This window comes from Faecalibacterium sp. Marseille-P9312, assembly GCF_902497445.1.
GTDB classification, from domain to species: Bacteria; Bacillota; Clostridia; order Oscillospirales; family Ruminococcaceae; genus Faecalibacterium; species Faecalibacterium longum.
On record NZ_CABVEW010000007.1, the window covers coordinates 130,578 to 145,125 of the forward strand.

Below are 14,548 nucleotides of genomic sequence, written 5' to 3' on the forward strand. Positions count from 1 at the left end.
AAAGAGCCGGTGCATCCTGCACCGGCTCTTGCTCTGTTTTTATGACTCACCGAAGAATTTCTTGGCAATATCGGCGCTCTGCTTGGCGTCCTTGGCGTACCAGTCCGCGCCGATCTTCTCGGCGTACTCGGGCGTCAGGACAGCGCCTCCCACCATCACCTTGCAGTCGAGCTTTGCCGCATGGAGGGCCGCAATGGTCTCCTCCATGCTCTTGAGGGTGGTGGTCATCAGGGCCGAGAGCCCCACGAGGTGGACATCCTTCTCCCGGACAGTGTCCACCACCGTCTCCACCGGCACATCGCGGCCAAGGTCGATGACCTCGAAGCCGTAGTTCTCGAGGATGACGCGGACGATGTTCTTGCCGATGTCGTGGACATCGCCCTTGACGGTGGCGAGGACGATGCGGCCCTTGCTGGCCCCGGCCCCGCCCCGCTTGGCGATGGCGGTCTTGATCTCTTCAAAGGCGGCCTGTGCGGCGCTGGCGGCCTGTAACAGCTGGGGCAGGAAGAGCTTGCCCTTCTCGTACTTTTCACCCACGACGTCCAGCGCCGGGATGAGGGCCTCGTCCACCAGCGTCAGGGGCTCGTTTTCGTCCAGCAGGGTGTGGGTGCGGGCGGCAGCTTCACCCTTGAGGCCCTTTTCCACCGCCTGCATCAGCGCGGCAAAAGGGCCGCTGTGAGCTGCATCCGCCTCCGCCGGGGTGTTTGACGTCTGAGACGCCTGGGCCGTCCGGGCCTGCTTCAACGCGGCGCTGGCAGGGACTTTATCGGCATAGCGGGCGATGTAGGCCATGCTCTGCTTATCACGGTTGGTGAGGACGTTGTAAGAGTAGACCGCCGCCATCATCTCTTCGCTGGAAGGATTCATGATGGCGAGGTCGAGGCCCGCGTACATGGCCATGGTGAGGAAGGTAGTGTTCAGGTAGGGGCGGCAGGGCAGGCCGAAGCTGATGTTGGACACGCCGAGGATGGTGCGGACGCCCAGCTCCCTCTTGCAGCGGGCCAGCGCCTCCACGGTGGCCAGAACGTCCTGCTGCTGGGCGCTGGCGGTGAGGGTCAGGCAGTCGATATAAATATCTTCCCGGGGGATGCCGTGGGCCAGCGCCGCGTCCACCACCCGCTTTGCGATCTCAAACCTGGCGTCGGCGCTGGGCTGGATGCCCCGCTCGTCGATGGCAAGGCCGACGACGGCCGCGCCGTACTTTTTGCAGAGGGGCAGGATGCGCTCCAGCACTTCGGTCTCGCCGTTCACCGAGTTGACGATGGGCTTGCCGTTGTAGACCCGCAGGCCCCGCTCGAGGGCGTCTGCGTGGGAGGAATCCAGCTGCAAGGGCAGGCTGACGACGCTTTGTAAAGCCTTCACCACCTGCTCCATGACGGCGGGCTCGTCCACGCCGGGCGCGCCCACATTGACGTCCAGCACCTGCGCTCCAGCCTCGGACTGGCTGACGGCCTGCTCGAGGATGTAGTTCATGTCGCCCTCGCGCAGGGCCTGCTGGAACCGCTTTTTGCCGGTGGGGTTGATGCGCTCGCCCACCACGGTGATGCCGTCCACGGTGACGAAGTCCATCGGCGAGCAGAGCACCGATGGCATGGCGTGGGCGGGGCGGCCCGGCTTGCAGTCGGCGAAGACGCCGTTCAGCAGCTTGATGAAATCGGGGGTGGTGCCGCAGCAGCCGCCCGCCGCAAAGAGCTTCAAATCGCGGTAGGGCTTCATCTCCATGGCAAAGAGCTGGGGCGTGATGTCGTAGCCGCTGCCGTCGGCGCGGGGCAGGCCCGCATTCGGCTTGACAAAGACCGGGAAATCGCCGGGCAGAGCCTTGGCCAGCCGCTTCGCCATGGGGAAAATTTCTTTCGGGCCGAGGGAGCAGTTGATGCCCACGGCGTTGGCCCCGAGGCCCCGGGCCGTGACGGCGAAGCTCTCGACGGTGCAGCCGGTGAAGGTGCGCCCGCCTGCCTCAAAGCTCATGCTGGCGAGGATGGGCAGATCACAGTTCTCTTTCGCGGCCAGCAGGGCAGCTTTCAGCTCGTACAGGTCGGTGAAAGTCTCAAAGAAGACGAGATCGGCCCCGGCGGCGACACCCGCCCGGACGATGCGGCCATACTCGGCCACGGCGTCTTCAAAGGCCAGCGTGCCGTTGGGCTCCAGCAGTTCGCCCAGCGGGCCGACGTCCAGCGCGGCCAGTGCGCCGTAGGGGGCGCAGGCCCGCTTGCAGTTGGCGATGCCCGCCGCAATGATCTCTTCCAGCGTGTATTCGCTGCCCGCCAGCTTATGTGCCGACGCGCCGAAGGTGTTGGCATTGATGATGCGGCTGCCTGCGGCGGCGTACCGGCTGTGGATGCTCTCGATGAGCTGCGGGTCGGTGATGTTCAGTTCCTCAGGCCGTGCGCCGAGCTTCAGGCCCGCCGCCTGCAGCATGGTACCCATGCCGCCGTCGAGAAGGATGGTATTCGGCTGGGTAAACAGTTCATTCGCTTGCACAGGTCTTGCCCCTCTTTCTATATTCGCACCGCGTGTTCAGCACGCAGTGTCCGCACCCGGCAAGGCGTCCTTTCACCGGGTGGTCGCTCAGGCCCAGCAGAGCGGTCACGCTCTTGCGGGGCGTCATCAGGTCATTTTCGGTCACGCAGAGCCCGGCCCGGCGGGCGGTGTCCAGTGCCGCCGCCACCAGCGGCTGCACCCCGATGGGCCAGTCGCCGTAGCCCGGCGAGAAACGGCCTGTGAGGTACTTGTCCTGCTCTGCGGCCCACTGCCGCAGCTCGGCCTCGGCGGCGTCCGCGGCCTGTTCGGCCAGCACAGAGCCGATGGCGTCCGACGCCACACCGGCGGCGATGTCGCCCACACCGGCCCGGCGTATCTGTCCGTCCACGCCGGGGCCGACCGTCACAGCCAGAAGCAGGGCCTCGCTGCACCCTTCCAGATGCCGGAAGATGTCCTCCCCCTTCAAAATACCGGCCTGCGTGAGGCTCTCCACGTCGGCCTCGAGCCAGACAGCCCGGGGCGTGGCGGCGGCGAGAAGGGGCGCAGCGCACTTTTCCAGAAGGGTGAGGGTAGCGCTGTCAGCCTCTCCCCGCGCACCGAAATACCGCGCGGCCTGCCGGATGTCGATGGACTCCGGCTTTGCTAAATTCAGGGGTCTGCTGGGGCCGATGGGCATTTTCTGCCGCCTCCTTCTTTTGAATAAAGTATGATAAGTATACCGCACCGGTAGGCTAAAATCAACACAAAAGCCCCTCCCTCAGCATTTTTGCCGTGGGAGGGGCTTGTAAACTTTATATCAGCGGATGTCCCTGACCGACACCGCCTGTTACTTCAAAAACTTGTGGACAGCGCGGGCGACGATGCCGCCCAGGATGCCGGAGACAAGGAACTCGGCCACGCCCTGCACGCCGACCAGCAGGACGACGAACATCAGGGGGTTGGCTGCGCCCTTGACGGACACGAGGTTCTGGACGTAATCGCAGCCGTAGAAGGCCAGCACGATGTAGCCCATGAAGAACAGGGTGTTGAGGGCCGGGGCGCACATGGCGCTGACAAGGTAGCTCCAGGTACCGGGCTTATCGAAATTCTTGACAGCGTTGAAGATAAGGCCGACGCACACGCCCATCAGCACACGCATACCCACACAGAGGATGAAGGTGTTGACGGGGCTGACCTGGAACAGCGCACCGGTCATGGCGGAAGCGCCGGTGACGGCGTCATAGAAGCTCACGGCGCCGAACACGCCGCCGAGGATAGCGCCTGCAGCGGGACCCATGGTAATGGCACCCACGGCGATCGGCAGGGTCAAAAAGCTCATGTAAAGCGGGCCTACAGGGACACTGCCCAGGCCGACGGCCTTCATGACCAGCTCAATGGCGACCAGCAGTGCCAGCCGGGTGAGGGTGCGAATGTCATTCTTTTTCATAATTCAGTTTTCCTCCTTGCTGCCGTTCCGCCCTGAATCGTCGGATACGGCGCAAACCTGCCCGTGAAATACACGGGGTCTTTTGTAGAATACGGTCTGAAATATACGGGATGTTTTGTCAGGGAACTCCCGGGGATAGCATTATAGATCCGTAGTGAAGCGGATGCCCGCATCGCGGCGGGCCGTTTCCAGCACACGGCTGACGGCCACCGAGGTGTCCAGCATCCGGCTGCAAAGCTCCATATCCTCGCTCTCGATGGCGCGGGCAAAGGCGTGGAACTCTGCCGCCTGCCGGGGACGGCCTGCGCTGAGGTTGAAGTGCTCTTCCTTGCCCTTATAGGGGTGGAAGGTGACGCCGCCGCAGAAGTTGGCGGTGGATTTCTGGAGCAGATACCCCTTGGTACCCTGAATGATGTACCGGGCCGGGGAACTGCTGTCCTTGGCATTGATGCTCACGGCCTTGAAGCTGCGATACTCCATCGTCAGCACGCCGCTGGTGTCGATGCCCCGGGTGATGTTGGCCGCATAGTGGACCTTGTTGGGCGAGCCGAAGAGGCCCACCACATAGCTGACATTGTAGACGCCCAGGTCCATCAGCGCGCCGCCGGCGCAGGCCGGGTCAAAGGACGGCCAGACCTTGCCGGCGCAGAAATCATGATACCGGCTGGAATACTGGCTGAAATTACACTGCACCATCGTGACGGCGCCTACCTTGGGCAGCACCTCACGGATCTTGGCGTAGTTGTCCTGATACTGCGTGGTGACAGCCTCAAAGAGAAAGAGCTTTTTGCTCCGGGCCAGCTCGGCCAGCTCTTCGGCCAGCGCCGCCGTGGGGGCCATCGGCTTTTCGACGATGACGTGGCGGCCCGCTTCCAGAGCGGCACGGGTATATTTTACGTGCAGGATATTCGGTACGGCGATATACACAACGTCCACCCAGCTCAGCAGTTCGTCGTAGCTGGTGGTGTGGCGCGGCACACCATACTGGTCGCAGAGGGCCTGTGCTGCACCGGCGCTCCGCTCCGTGCTGCAAAGAGCCTCGACCTTGAAGGGGCTTTCCGGCCCGGTGAGCCAGGGCAGGAACTCCCGGACGATCATGCCTGCGCCGAGAATGCCTAATTTCATCATAAGGTCTCTCCTTTCAGGGCTCAGCCCGCTTTGGCCTCATCGTCCCGGCGGGGACGGCGGTTATTGTGGCTGCGGCGGCGGGGGCTGCTGCCGTTGTTGTAAGGGCGTCTGCCTGCCGGGCGGGGACGGCGGCGCTCACCGTCGCTGCGCGGCTCGTGGTGACGCTCATGCTGCGGCGCATTGAGCTGGTAAAGGAGAGCCAGCCCCTTCAGCAGCAGCTCGGGGTCATAGGTGAGCGGGTGACGGCAGAGCGGGATGACATACTTTGCCAGACCGCCCGTGACCACCAGCGTGGCCGGACGGCCCAGTTCTTCCTCGATGCGCTGCGTGATGCCGTCCAGCAGGACAGCCGTCCCCAGCACAGAGCCGGAGAGCATACACTTCTCGGTATCGACGCCAATCGCGCTTTTGGGCGAAGAAAGATGTACCTGCGGCAGCTGGGCGCACCGCTCCCCCAGCGCCCGCAGACCGGTGGAAAGTCCGGGGCAGATGACGCCGCCCCGGAAGACCTTATTCTCATCTATCACGTTGAACGTGGTGGCGGTGCCGAGGTCTACCGTGACCACCGGCAGGGGGAAGTTCGCCGCCGCGTAGGCCGCATCCACAAGGCGGTCTTTGCCGACAGCGTGAGGGTCAGGCACCCCCATCGTGAGGCCGGTGCGGATGTCGGGCGAGACGATGACCGGCTTTTTGCCGGTGTAGTGGCGGGCGCACTCGGCCAGCGCCCCCGTGATCTGGGGGACGACGCTGGTGAGGACAGCGCCCTCGAAGCGGATGGGCTTTTCCGGGTGTCTCCGATGAGAGAACACCTTTTCCATCTCGGCACGGTACTCCGCCGCTGTGCGGGTGCGCACCGTGTCCATGTGGGCCACAAAGCATACACGTCCGTCCCGGATGCCCCCGAGGGCGACGGTGGTGTTGCCTATGTCAATGGCTAAAATCATAATTCAGTTCCTCGCAGGGTCGAACCTCTCCGCAAAAGGCTCCCCCTCTGGGGGAGCTGGCGCAAAGCGCCTGAGAGGGCAAGGCCAGTACGACAGAACTCATACACAGCGATAAGCAGACTTTTTGTCAGAGCGATGCTGTCGCCGTGTCTGCGGTTTCCTGTCAGCGTCCTTGCCCTCTCCGTCACCTTCGGTGACACCTCTCCCAAAGAGAGAGGCTTGTGTGCGTCAGCGCTGACGGAGAGCTTTTTTGTATAAGTCAAGCTGTATTTTACCGCATTTTGGGCCAAGATACAACCCCCATCAAAGATTTTGTTGTGCTCTGGGCCGTTTTGCATTATACTGTAGTTATATTATCCCTATTTATAGGAGGTATTTTGGATGGATCTGAAGGGAAAATGCGTCCTTCTGGGCGTCAGCGGCGGCATTGCCGCCTATAAAATGGCCAACGTGGCCAGCGCACTGCGCAAGCTGGGGGCCGACGTGGAGGTCATCATGACCAAAAACGCCACCCAGTTCATCACCCCTATCACGTTCGAGACCCTGACGGGCCACAAGTGCATGGTGGACACCTTCGACCGGGATTTCAAGTTCGAAGTCACCCATATCTCGCTGGCAAAGAAGGCCGACGTCATCCTCGTGGCCCCGGCCACCGCCAATGTCATCGCCAAGATGGCCCACGGCATCGCCGACGATATGCTTACCACCGTCGTTCTCGCAGCCAAGTGTCCCAAGCTCGTCTCCCCTGCCATGAACACCGGGATGCTGGAGAACCCCATCACCCAGGACAACATCGCCACACTGGAAAAGTACGGCTTCACGGTCATCCCCTCCGAGAGCGGCGTACTGGCCTGCAAGGACGTGGGCAGCGGACGCCTGCCGAAAGAGGATGTCCTGCTGGACTACATCTTCCGCGCCATCGCAAAGCCGAAGGACCTCGCCGGTCTGCGCATTGCCGTCACGGCCGGCCCCACTCAGGAGCCGCTGGACCCTGTGCGCTACCTGACCAACCACTCCACCGGCAAGATGGGCTATGCCGTGGCCCGTGCCGCCGCGATGCGGGGTGCCGAAGTCACCCTCATCCACGGCCCGACGGCCCTGCAGCCGGTGCGGTTCACCGAGGATGTCCCCATCACGACAGCCCAGCAGATGTACGAGGCCGTGACCAGCCGCTTCGACGAGATGGACGTTCTGGTCATGGCCGCTGCCGTGGCCGATTACCGCCCCGCCGCCGTGGCCGACGACAAGATCAAGAAGAAGGACGGCGACCTCTCCATCGCCGTGGAGCGGACGCCCGACATCCTCGGCACCATCGGCCCCAAAAAGAAGGGCCAGTTCCTCTGCGGCTTCTCGATGGAGACGCGGGACATGCTGGCCAACTCCTCGGCCAAGCTCGAGAAAAAGAACCTCGACATGGTGGTGGCCAACAATCTGAAGGTCGCCGGTGCCGGGTTTGGCGTGGATACCAATGTTGTCACCTTCATCACGCCGGACGGCGCCCGCGAGCTGCCCCTGATGAGCAAGGATGATGTGGCGGACGCCATTCTGGATGAGATTTTAGCACGAAAGAGTAAGTGATCGTGCTGAAAGAAGTTCTGTTCTTCTGTCGAAAACTATGATATAATCGAATCGCCGTCCTTACCACTCCATTCCGTTTGGAAGGGAGGTGATTCCGGATGAATGGCGTTTTCTCATTTATGCTGTCTGTCGCAGCAGGTGTGGTTGCAAACTACATCTACAAGTGGCTTGGCAGATGGTTCAACAAGGACTGTAAGCACTAAATAATAAGACCCCTTCTCGGAGGAGCAAGCTCCGGGAAGGGGTCTTATTATTTGTGATTCCAGATGAACAGCATTTGGTTTTCTCATCTGTAAGTATACGCAGTTTTCTAAAAAAGTCAAGCGCCTCGCAGAAAATTTACAATGCTGTAAATATTACTGTACCACGCAAAAAGTGCTCTGCCGGCCGGCAGAGCACTTTTCCGTTATACAGAGATTTACTTGGTGCCGTAGATACGGTCGCCGGCGTCACCCAGACCGGGGACGATGTAGCCGTTCTCGTTCAGGTGGTCGTCCTGTGCGCCGAGGTAGATGTCCACATCGGGATGTGCCTCGTGCAGGGCCTTGATGCCTTCCGGAGCAGCGATGAGGCCGATGAACTTGATGCGCTTTGCGCCGTGCTTCTTGATCTGGGTGATGGCGTCGATGGCGCTGCCGCCGGTAGCCAGCATCGGGTCAAGCACCAGAACGTCGCGCTCGGCGATGTCCTGCGGCAGCTTGCAGAAGTACTCCACGGGCTGCAGGGTGGTCTCGTCGCGGTACAGGCCGATGAAGCCGACCTTAGCGGCGGGCAGCAGGGTCAGCATACCATCCAGCATACCCATGCCGGCGCGGAGGATCGGCACCAGAGCCAGCTTGCGGCCTGCCAGCACCTTGGTCTTTGCCATGGTGATGGGAGTCTCGATCTCCACCTCTTCCAGAGGCAGGTCACGGGTCGCCTCATAGCACAGCAGAGTGGCGATCTCGCCCACGAGGTCACGGAACTCCTTGGTGCCGGTCTGCTTGTTGCGCAGAATGCTCAGTTTGTGCTGCAGCAGCGGATGCTCAACGATCATAGGGGTCATAATACACTCTCCTTATATTGTGAATAGATATTGGAATACTAAGGTTTACCGATTCTCGATCGCCATCAGCTTTGCGATGCGCTTCTCGTGGCGGCCGCCCTCGAACTCGGTGTTGAGGAAGATGTCCACCAGCTGGCAGGCGAGGCCGGGGCCGACGACGCGGCCGCCCATGCACAGGGCGTTGGCGTCGTTGTGGCGGCGGGTATACTCGCAGCTGAAGCTGTCAGAGCAGCAGCAGGCACGGATGCCCTTGACCTTGTTTGCGGCCATGCTGATGCCCACACCGGTGCCGCAGAACAGCAGCGCCTTGCTGCACTGGCCGCTCACCACGGCGTCGCAGGCAGGCAGAGCCATGTCAGGGTAGTCCACGCTGGCGGTGCTGTGGGTGCCGAAGTCGATGTACTCCAACCCCAGCTCGTCCAGATGGGCCTTGACGGCCTCTTTCAGTTCAAATCCGCCGTGGTCGGCGGCAAGTGCGATGGGTTTCGTCATTGGTGTTGATCCTTTCCCTTTGCAGTATCTTCCGGTATTTCGGTACGGGCAGCTTCTGCGGCCAGACGCTCGGCCCGCTCCCGCTCGGCCTGGCTCAGCCGGTGATAATCCGGCAGCAGAGCCTCGGGCAGGACGGCTTCGCCCCGCTGGGCCATCTGCTCTGCGACATAGGCCACCGCAGCGGCACGGCCATTGCGGAGAGCCGGCGGTACACAGAGCACGCCCGGGACATTGCCATATTTATTATAGCACAGAGCTGCGCCATCACCAACAAAAAACAGAGGCTTTTTGCAATTTTCTACAAACTCGGCCAGGTCGGCCACGGCACGGGCATCGTCGTCCATCAGACGCTCGTGGGTCTCAAGGTCGAAAGCCGCGCTGTACACCTGCGCACGGCGGGCATCCAGCGCACAGAGCACGGTGCCGCAGCCGGTGTGGGCCGCCGCCAGCGCTTCCAGTGTGGACACCGGGGCGCAGAGCGTCTCCCGGGGGAAGGCCAGACCCTTCACCGCCGCCAGCCCGATGCGCAGGCCGGTAAAGCTGCCGGGGCCGGCATTGACGCCGTATAGATTGATGTCCTTGCAGCCCATGCCGCAGAACTTGAGACAGTTGTCGATGAGGGGCATCAGGGTCTCGCTGTGGGTCATGCCCGCATCGAGATAGCACTCGTAGAGCAGGCGGTCGTCCTGCAGCAGGGCCACGCCCACGGTCTTGCCCGCCGTATCCACGGCTAAGATGTTCATACTTCCACCCCCTCGATGGTGATGCGGCGGGTGGTGTCGTCCACCCGCTCGATGTTGATGTGGATGGGGTCTTCCAGCGCCAGCAGGTCGGCGAAGTTCTCGCTCCACTCTGCCGCCACCACAGCGCCCTCATCCAGATAGTCGTAGAACCCTGCCGCGCACAAATCGTTCTCCGTGGAGATGCGGTACAAATCAAAGTGCGCGAAGGGCCGCGGCCCGCGGTAATAGTTCACGATGGCGAAGGTCGGGCTGCTGACCGGGTCGGTGCAGCCGAGACCTCTGGCAATGCCCTCGCAGAAGGCCGTCTTGCCCGCGCCAAGCCCGCCGGTAAAGGCGATGAGCGCCCCGGGCGCAAGATGCTGCGCCACCTGCGTCCCCAGTGCCACCGTCTCCTCGCGGGAGTGGGTGATAAATTCAGACATGGGTATCCTACCTCATATGCGTTTCTATAAAAAAGGGACGGCAGAGTCCTGCCGTCCTGTTCTGCCGTCCCTTAGTATAAACTATTTCTGTCAAAAGTGCAACGCTCAGGCCGCGCTTTCGAGCACATCGGCCAGCATATCTTCCGCAGCCTCCGCGCGTTCCTCGAGCGAGAAGTTTTCCGGCACATTCAGCCGGGCGTTCTCGTCTCCGTAGAGCACCAGATACGCTGCTGCGGCGTGGGGGCGGCGTCCGCCCTGCTCCGTATACCAGATGATGTCGTTCTCGCCGTAGGTGTCCTTCGCATGGGCCAGCGCCCTGCCGATGGTCTGTCCCATCGCAAGATGGTTGACGGTATCCCAAAGCATACTGCGGGAGTAGACCGTGTAGACGTTGTTCACATAGCCCAGCACAGTCCGTGCGCCGCCCGCCAGCAGCGCTTCGGCCATCGACTCATCCACGCTGTTCGTGACGCCCAGGAACTCACAGGTCTCGGAGTAGATGATGGTATTGCTGAGCTGGCCCGAGCGGTACGCATTGCGGAAGAAATCCGCTGTGACACAGTAAAGGCCGTTGAGCTTGATGATGCGGTGAGCCAGCAGGTCAAAGCCGTAGATGATGTCTTTATACAGCGTGGACGCTTCTGTCAGCAGGATGATGGGCTCGGTCCGGGTGTGCTTCCAGAACGTACCGTAGCTGTAAGTATAGTAGGCACCGTGGGCGCTCAGGATGCACAGATCGTATTTGTTCATCCGGCGCAGGTCCGACAGGGTCACCCGGGTGTTCATCGTCGTGCGCAGGCCCATGCCTTCCCAGAAGCCCTGCATATAGGAATAATACGGAAAGCGGGAGCTGTTCACCGTATTATCGAAGGCATAATAAATAGCGGCACGGCCGATCGTCTCAGGCAGAGCGTTCTCCCGGTACTGCCGGGCCTCCGCGGCCTGCCGGACATCGTCGGTCAGGGGCATCTCGGTGCGGGGAGTGCGTTGAGCAATGTCCCTCGGGGCGCGCAGGCCGTTGTCTCCGGCGTCAAAGGTCATCTCGTCCAGCTCGTCGGGCAGAGTGAGCAGGATGCCGCCCAGCACGCCGCAGCGGTAGGTAAAGCTGACCATCCCGTTCTCCTCGTCGGTGCGGATGGAGTCCCGGCGCACCAGCCCCTTCCGGGTCAGCTCATCCAGCTCCGCAAGGGCCGCGGTGAGCCGTTCTTCCCGGGACATCTGCTCGTATTCGTCGCTGCCGGTCAGGGCCGTCACAGCGGCGTCTGCCTGCTGCATCTCGGCGGCATCGCCCGTGGTGAGGGTGGGCTTTGCCGTATCCTGCACCACGCCCGCTCCGTCTGCCGCCCATGCGGCGGGAGCCAGCACAGCCGTCAGCACCAGTGCCAGTGCGCAGACCGCGCACAAAATTCGATGGCGTTGTTCCTTCATGTAAAAACTGTTCCTCCAAGAACGCCGGGGACCGGCCATTTACCGCCCCGGTACGTTTCATTTTAGAGGGCATATCGGCCTTTGTCAAGCGTTCTGCGCCGATTTTGCAAAGCTGTCACAACCGACCATCTTGCGCGCCTCTCTCCCCTGCTGTATAATAAGGTATATTGAGGGATCATGCCCGGCTGTGAGGCGGGGTTTCGAGGAAGCTGTTTTCGTAAGCGGAGTGCAATGCTCAGAAAACGGCTTTTCAAGGATACAGAAAGGTGGTGCTTTTTTGGAAAGCATTCAGCGATATTGGAAACGGACAGACAAGATGTACCTGCTGCTCTGCCTGTTCAGCAGCGCGATGGCGGTGCTGGCGCTGTCGTCGTGGGCGGCGAAGCAGGGAAGCGGCTTTGCCGTGGATGAGCTCACCGGCCAGCTCACCGGCATCGGCGACTACCGCCGGGCCGTGGTGCAGGCGGGCGCAGCGGCCATCGGCATCCTGGTGGCCATCCTTCTGTCCAACATCGACTACCGCAGCCTCGTCAATGTCTGGCCCGTCCATGTGGTGCTCACATGGGGCCTCGTGCTGCCCACGCTGGTCATCCGCAACGTGACCCTCGGCCCGCTGACCATCGGCTACAACGCGGGCGACACCGACAACTATTCCTGGTACAAGCTGGGCGGCTTCACCTTCCAGCCTACCGAGCTGGCAAAGATAAGCTTCATCCTCACCTTCGCCATGCATCTGAACAATGTCCGCAGCCGCCTCAACGAGCCGAAAGAGCTGGGCAAGCTGCTGCTCCATCTCTTCGTGCCGATCGGCATCATCCACATCCAGGGTGACGACGGTACGGCCATCATCTACGGCATCATCGGCTGCTGTATGCTCTTTGCCGCCGGGCTGAGCTGGAAGTATATCATCGGGGCCTTCTCTGCCCTCGCAGCGGCGGCAGCAGTGGCCTTTGCCTTCTTCAGCGACAAGATCGGCAAGGGCTACCAGTGGTACCGCATCCTTGCGGTCATCGACCCCAACAACGAGACGGGCTGGGCGCCCAGCGAGACGATCTGGAAGAACATTGTCTACCAGCAGCAGCGGGGCGAGATCGCCATCGGCTCGGGCGGCATCTTCGGCAACGGCTTCTTCGGCGGCCGCTACTACAGCGTCCCCAACGCCCACAATGACTTCATCTTCAGCTGGATCGGCAACGCGGCAGGCTTCGTGGGCTGCTGCGTGGTGCTGGGCGTGCTGCTGGCCATCATCATCAAGACCTTCGCCACCGGAGCGTGCAGTGAGGATATGCTGGGCTCCTTCATCTGCGCAGGCATCGGCGGCGCGTTCATGGCCCAGATATTCGTCAACGTCGGCATGAACCTTCGCCTCCTGCCGGTCATCGGCGTCACCCTGCCCTTCTACTCGGCAGGCGGCAGCTCGGTGCTCATGCTGTATATCTGCGTGGGGCTGGTGCTGTCGGTGTATATGCACAATACGAAAAAACTGTTTGGTTAAGTCTTTCTCAGAACAGGCGCTGTCGTTCAGCGCCTGTTTTTATTTTCCGGCCAAATCTCCAAAAGTCTTGTAACACGACAGAAGTCGTGATAGAATATTCAAGTATTTTATCTATATTATTTTGACTTTTTCAGGAGGTCCCATGAAGCATCATTCTCTCTCCAAAGTCCTCAAGCGCCTCGCCTGCGTGCTGGCGGCGCTGGTCATCGCACTGGCTGTCGCCGTGTTCGCCCTCTGGCACAATGAGCTGGCCACCCTCTCGTCCCTCAAAAAGCTCTCCGACCGCGACGAAGCCCACCGCGACGGTGCAGTTTACCAGCTCAACGTCTCGGGCGGCTACTACTTCGACGATTTCCTGGCTCAGGGCGGCGCATCCACTGACTCTGAGCTCATCTCCTTCATCACCCAGAGCATCACCAAGGGCATCATCCCCATGAACATCAAGACCAGCACCATCGCCTGCTCGGCCTTTACCGCAGACACCCAGAGCGGCGACCGGGTCTTTGGCCGCAACTACGACTTCTCGGCCACCAACACCGCCATCGTCTACACGAACCCCGGTAAGGGTCGTCACGCCTCCTACTCCACCATCGACCTGAGCTTCCTCGGCCTCGACAAAGACAAGGACGTAGAGAGCCTCGGCCAGAAGATCCTGACCCTCGCGGCCCCCTATGTGCCGCTGGACGGCGTCAACGACGCCGGTGTGGCCTGCGGCATCTTCATGTCCTATCAGGGCGAGGGCAAAGGCACCCCCACCGACACCCAGACCGACAAACCCGACCTCACCTCCACCACCCTGCTCCGGCTCATCCTCGACTACGCCGACTCGGTGGAGGACGCTGTGGCGCTGGCTGAGCAGTACGACCTTCACGACTCGGCAAGCAGCTGCTTCCACTACATGGTGGCCGACTCCACCGGCCGCAGCGCCATCCTCGAGTGGGTGGGTGCTGATGCCGACCACGACGCCGACGGCTCTCAGCGTCAGCTGAAGGTCCTCTGGAACGACACCGACGCCCTCTCCGATTCCTCCGACTGGCAGGTGGTGACCAACTTTATCAAGGCCCCCGGCTACTACGACGGCACTGCCGTCGAGATGAAGGGCCTCGACCGCTACGAGCACCTTGCGGCTGCCCTGCGCCAGACCAACGGCGTCGTGGCTGACAAGAACGCTGCCATGGACCTGCTGGCCTCGGTGGGCCGCCGCACCTGGAACAACGACGACTCCAACACCAACACCATCCACAGCGTGGTCTACGATTTGACCGATCGGTCTGTTCTCTGGGTCGGCAATGAGCACTACGGCGAGGATGGGTATACATTTGAGTTTCAGCTTGGGGCGTAAAATGTAATTTTCCTGCGGTAAGCT

Annotated in this window: 13 protein-coding genes; 3 read left to right on the forward strand and 10 right to left on the reverse strand. The window is 61.6% G+C overall.

Going from position 1 to position 14,548, the window contains the following annotated elements:
- Positions 1-39: 39 nt before the first annotated feature.
- The 5 genes from F3G95_RS07380 to F3G95_RS07400 all read right to left on the reverse strand — a co-directional run bounded on the left by F3G95_RS07380 (position 40) and on the right by F3G95_RS07400 (position 5,979).
- A complete protein-coding gene (locus F3G95_RS07380; protein WP_279240232.1) occupies positions 40-2,481 on the reverse strand; it encodes a homocysteine S-methyltransferase family protein in 2,442 nt (813 codons plus the stop codon).
- Entirely contained in the window at positions 2,468-3,157 is a 690-nt protein-coding gene (locus F3G95_RS07385) for a vitamin B12-dependent methionine synthase (RefSeq protein WP_015565520.1), read from the reverse strand. Before F3G95_RS07385 ends, F3G95_RS07380 begins: the two co-directional genes overlap by 14 nt.
- 150 nt (positions 3,158-3,307) lie before the next feature.
- Positions 3,308-3,907 carry an ECF transporter S component gene (locus tag F3G95_RS07390; RefSeq protein ID WP_149794445.1) on the reverse strand — a complete coding sequence of 200 codons (600 nt, stop codon included), beginning with the start codon at positions 3,905-3,907 and terminating at the stop codon, positions 3,308-3,310.
- Between the two features lie 141 nt (positions 3,908-4,048).
- Positions 4,049-5,035 (reverse strand): Gfo/Idh/MocA family oxidoreductase, encoded by a 987-nt coding sequence (locus F3G95_RS07395; RefSeq protein ID WP_227623725.1) that lies wholly within the window; start codon positions 5,033-5,035, stop codon positions 4,049-4,051.
- A 20-nt stretch (positions 5,036-5,055) separates the two neighbouring features.
- Positions 5,056-5,979, reverse strand: coding sequence for a type III pantothenate kinase (locus F3G95_RS07400; protein ID WP_149794446.1), 924 nt, complete (start codon positions 5,977-5,979; stop codon positions 5,056-5,058).
- A gap of 381 nt (positions 5,980-6,360) precedes the next feature.
- On the opposite strand from F3G95_RS07400, the gene coaBC reads away from it, so the two are divergent.
- Complete coding sequence (gene coaBC, locus F3G95_RS07405; RefSeq protein WP_149794447.1) at positions 6,361-7,557, forward strand: bifunctional phosphopantothenoylcysteine decarboxylase/phosphopantothenate--cysteine ligase CoaBC; 1,197 nt, start codon at positions 6,361-6,363, stop codon at positions 7,555-7,557.
- Between the two features lie 418 nt (positions 7,558-7,975).
- On the opposite strand, the gene upp is transcribed toward coaBC, so the two are convergent.
- From upp to F3G95_RS07430, 5 genes are all read right to left on the reverse strand, one after another.
- Positions 7,976-8,602: a uracil phosphoribosyltransferase gene (gene upp, locus F3G95_RS07410; protein ID WP_015565513.1), complete on the reverse strand. Its 627-nt coding sequence runs from the start codon at positions 8,600-8,602 to the stop codon at positions 7,976-7,978.
- Positions 8,603-8,647: 45 nt separating this feature from the next.
- Positions 8,648-9,094: a ribose 5-phosphate isomerase B gene (gene rpiB, locus F3G95_RS07415; protein ID WP_149794448.1), complete on the reverse strand. Its 447-nt coding sequence runs from the start codon at positions 9,092-9,094 to the stop codon at positions 8,648-8,650.
- Positions 9,091-9,837: a tRNA (adenosine(37)-N6)-threonylcarbamoyltransferase complex dimerization subunit type 1 TsaB gene (gene tsaB, locus F3G95_RS07420; protein ID WP_149794449.1), complete on the reverse strand. Its 747-nt coding sequence runs from the start codon at positions 9,835-9,837 to the stop codon at positions 9,091-9,093. The genes rpiB and tsaB overlap by 4 nt, the downstream gene beginning before the upstream one ends.
- Positions 9,834-10,259: a tRNA (adenosine(37)-N6)-threonylcarbamoyltransferase complex ATPase subunit type 1 TsaE gene (tsaE, locus tag F3G95_RS07425; protein WP_149794450.1), complete on the reverse strand. Its 426-nt coding sequence runs from the start codon at positions 10,257-10,259 to the stop codon at positions 9,834-9,836. The genes tsaB and tsaE overlap by 4 nt, the downstream gene beginning before the upstream one ends.
- 105 nt (positions 10,260-10,364) lie before the next feature.
- The gene (locus tag F3G95_RS07430; protein WP_149794451.1) at positions 10,365-11,687 is read right to left on the reverse strand and encodes a C25 family cysteine peptidase; all 1,323 of its coding nucleotides are present in this window, start codon (positions 11,685-11,687) and stop codon (positions 10,365-10,367) included.
- Positions 11,688-11,964: 277 nt separating this feature from the next.
- Between F3G95_RS07430 and F3G95_RS07435 the strand changes: the two genes are divergently transcribed.
- Together F3G95_RS07435 and F3G95_RS07440 are read left to right on the forward strand one after the other, a co-directional pair.
- Positions 11,965-13,182, forward strand: a complete 1,218-nt coding sequence (locus F3G95_RS07435) for an FtsW/RodA/SpoVE family cell cycle protein (protein ID WP_243130314.1) — start codon at positions 11,965-11,967, stop codon at positions 13,180-13,182.
- Positions 13,183-13,324: 142 nt separating this feature from the next.
- A complete protein-coding gene (locus F3G95_RS07440; protein ID WP_149794452.1) occupies positions 13,325-14,524 on the forward strand; it encodes a C45 family peptidase in 1,200 nt (399 codons plus the stop codon).
- Positions 14,525-14,548 lie beyond the last annotated feature (24 nt).